The following is a 2,850-nucleotide window of genomic DNA, read 5'->3' on the forward strand; positions in this document are numbered from 1 at the left end:
AAGAAAATATCCAGTCCCATGAGCGCTAATTCGAAAAGAAGGGCATATTTTCCCCCTCCCCATCCCACAGAGGCATTGCATTTCCATGTTTATTTTTGGAAGCGGTCATTCCAGCGCAGCAACTTTTGTCGCGATCCGTAGCCAAGTGTAGCGGTTCGGGAAATCTCTCGCCAACTTGAGAATCACCTGCCGACTATGCTGGATGATGGTCGCGGCACAGAGGAAAAACTCCTGACGAAACCGGGCAATCGTATACCCGTGATGAACCGGTTCACAGCAGTCGCGTTTAAACCGTTCGTAGAGGTTGTATGCTAACAGCTTGATTAGCAAGTCGATTTCATTCGCGGTGAAGCGGCTTGTCGAAATGCGGTTGATGGAAAAGCCACGCTTGGCTTCCTTGATGTGGTTTTCCATGCAGCAACGCTGGTTGTAGAAATGCCACAGGTCAATCGGCTCCCACTCAAGGCTTGTGACGATCGCTTCATACTGCCAATCTGTATCAAGAAGAAGCCGAGATTGATCCCCATCGTACACCTGTGCTTTGCGGATGACGGCAACACGGCGTGCTTTCTTCCAGGAGGTGGCTTTGTAGACCAGTACAATGCCCTCGATGATCCACTCCTCATCGACAAATCGCTTCCAAACGGAGCAGCGTTGCACTTCCGCTTGAAGTCGCTGGGTCCATTTCAATTTTCCTACATACCCGATTCCTTTGGATTCCCATAAGCCGTAAAAGTCCTCACCGCCAAATCCTTTGTCAAATCGGGCATACTTCACCGGACGATCACCAAGCAATTCGAACGTCTGGCGGAGGAAGTCAGCGGCATTCGTGGATGAATGCGTATTTCCAGCACGAAGAACAGCGTTTAAACACAAACGAGATTGGCCTTCATAAGCCAACAGCGGATGGTAGCTTTTACGTCCCGGTTTGTGGGGATTCGTGCCAACGGCCGCGCCTTTTTGGTGACCAAAAACGGTTTCCACGGTGGAATCCAGATCCATGATGAGTTCATCGGGCAAACCAGGCGCGATGACCTGCTGATTCAACTTTCTCAAGTCGAGTGTGAAAGTTGGTTGCTTACCAAACCGATTCAATTCTTTATACAGCAAGGTGTGGTGTGGACAGCGTCCACCGAGGAAACGTTGCACAAGTGCATCCTGTTGCAACGCTCGAAAATGAAAAAGGCGTTCACAACCGAGTGTCCAGCCGATTATGAGGTAGAGCAGGATGCGAAAAACAGGGAACAGGGAGTGCCTGTGTTTGATGTTGCTCAAGTTCTGCAATGCTTTGTCCAGTTCGATTTTTTCGAGATACTCCAGGAATACTTTGCTTCCACCAACGCTGGAAGCGTGACGCAAGGAAAATTCAGTCTTGATTTTGCTGACGGGTGTGGTAGACTTCACCTAAAAGGTGCTCCTCTCTTTGGGTGATGTTGTTTTCGCAAACACTATTCTACCAAAGATTTGGGCCCTTTTTTCATTTTTCAGGCACAGTTACTTTCGAAATTCAGGATAATATTTCAGGGGGGAATATATTCAACTTTCACAGAATGAGATTAGCTAATAAACATTAATGCAACTAAGCAAAACGTTGATCCGCCTGCTGGAGTAGATGTTGATCACAGCGTAATCTGTTTCCCGGCTTTTGAAGTCACTTCGCTGTTCATAATGCCTATGTCGTTTATGACGAAATTGGCAGAGTTGAACACGAAGCTCATCCAACCAGCCTAAAGTCAACATACCTTTATAGTAAGCACTAGTCAAGTTGCATGAGCCTCAAAGGGCGCCAGTTCTTTGGCCGCTGATTTCGTTCAAAGTGTGGGATCATTGAAATAAGCGTGGTCACCCGTGTCCGTTATCACGGATTCTATATGCGAAATCGTTTTGCCGCTCAAAGATAACATAATCGACGCGCAACCGGTATTCTTCAAAAAGTGATAAATGAAAAGTGATAAATGAATTGAGGATTAGGAGCTGTCGAAAAATAACTGCCCTGTGAAAGTAGCCACGCAGGCTAGCGTTGCGTGGTTGATTCGTAGATAAATAGAAAGGTTATTTCGTCGCAGTTCCTTGGCAAATAGAAGACACCTCTTTTATGTAGTAGTGATTGTTGGTTACCGTGCAAGAGATGTCTTTCTATTTACCTTCATTCACATCTATCCTATACAGCAACTCTACTTTAACCTAATTTGTCGTTTCGAAAATTGGGTAATGTATATCATTGTAGAAGCGCTCTTTTGGCGTTAGCATTACCTGAGACAGTATAAGAATTTTGATTAAGAACCATAAGGTAATATTCCCCTTCAGGTACATTGGGGATGTCAACAGATTTATTCGTATGTGTATATGTCCCGACAATTAACGTATCTTCTCTGAAATCCGTGCTCATTAGTATATACAGGACATCTGGACTTCTCAATGAGGTGAAATTATCAGCCCATTGTACAGCTGTAATAGTTACGTTGCTTTTTTCGGATAGAACAACACTAGCGTTGCATCGAGCGGTTAGTTCATAATCTAATTACAATTAACATCTATATATGATATATATTTACATCTGCAATGTCCGCGCTAAGTCTAAAAAAGTCGAGCTGGAAATAGACCCTGCGCGTTATCCATTATATGTAAAATTATTTTTCGTTTGTCATTACCTCACAATCAGTTTCGGTTTCATCGACTTCGTTGCCTTTTTCGGACGTCTCCCATTTCGCTTTGGTCGTCCCCTAGATGTTCGGGTCGGCTTGCGGTTGAGTGCAGCGATCAAATTTTCCCATGGTTTTTCCGCATAGATGCGAATCAACTGAAGGAGATCCCATGTCGACTTATTACAGTCCAATGTTAGTTTAATTA

At 44.7% G+C, this 2,850-nt stretch carries 1 protein-coding gene; it reads right to left on the reverse strand.

Annotated features, from left to right (window positions below; genetic code table 11):
• Positions 1-105: 105 nt before the first annotated feature.
• Positions 106-1,404, reverse strand: coding sequence for an IS1380 family transposase (locus tag ABD76_RS16975; RefSeq protein ID WP_197253375.1), 1,299 nt, complete (start codon positions 1,402-1,404; stop codon positions 106-108).
• Between the last annotated feature and the right edge of the window lie 1,446 nt (positions 1,405-2,850).

Source organism: Paenibacillus dendritiformis, from assembly GCF_015845845.1.
Taxonomy (GTDB): Bacteria; Bacillota; Bacilli; order Paenibacillales; family Paenibacillaceae; genus Paenibacillus_B; species Paenibacillus_B dendritiformis_C.